Here is a 525-nt window from a genome sequence, read left to right on the forward strand (position 1 = left end):
GTTTTCTTGACGCGGCAGCGTTTTCGGGCTTCCCCCGGACGAAAGCTGTGCGGCCTGTGTACAAACTTGCGATTCCCTCCTTGACAAACCATCTGTCAAGGCACGATCGCCGTCTCCGCAGGCCCTCTTGACCGCGCGCCAGTGCACCGCGATGACGCATCCGCCCCGCAATGGGGCCTCAGCGGATCCGGCGCCCCCGGTAGACGATGGCCCCCCGGCCCGGGCTCTCCCCCTCCCCGGCCGCCGGGGAGGAGGCCGCCACCTCACCGGCCAGGGCGACCCCCCGGTAACGCCGGACGGTGTGCTCACCGTCAGCCGCCTCCGGTTCCTCCGCCGGCAGGCGTGCGTCCAGACTCGCAGCGAGCTCCTGCAACCCCGGGTCGTCCACGGAGGCGGCCAGCTCCAGCAGGGTCGGCACGAGGTCCTCGTCGCTGAGACGCGGCACGGAGAGACCGTGATCGCGCAGCCCCCGGCGCAGACGCATGGCCAGGTCGGTCATCTCCCGGTCGAGCTGTATCATCCCAT

The 525-nt window shown here is 70.3% G+C and carries 1 protein-coding gene; it reads right to left on the reverse strand.

Features of this window, described 5'->3' with window-relative positions; translation table 11 throughout:
• Positions 1-178: 178 nt before the first annotated feature.
• The coding region (locus tag G7A99_RS24455; protein ID WP_163144673.1) for a hypothetical protein at positions 179-525 on the reverse strand (347 nt) is incomplete at its 5' end.

The sequence above is a fragment of the Arhodomonas sp. KWT genome (assembly GCF_010993615.1).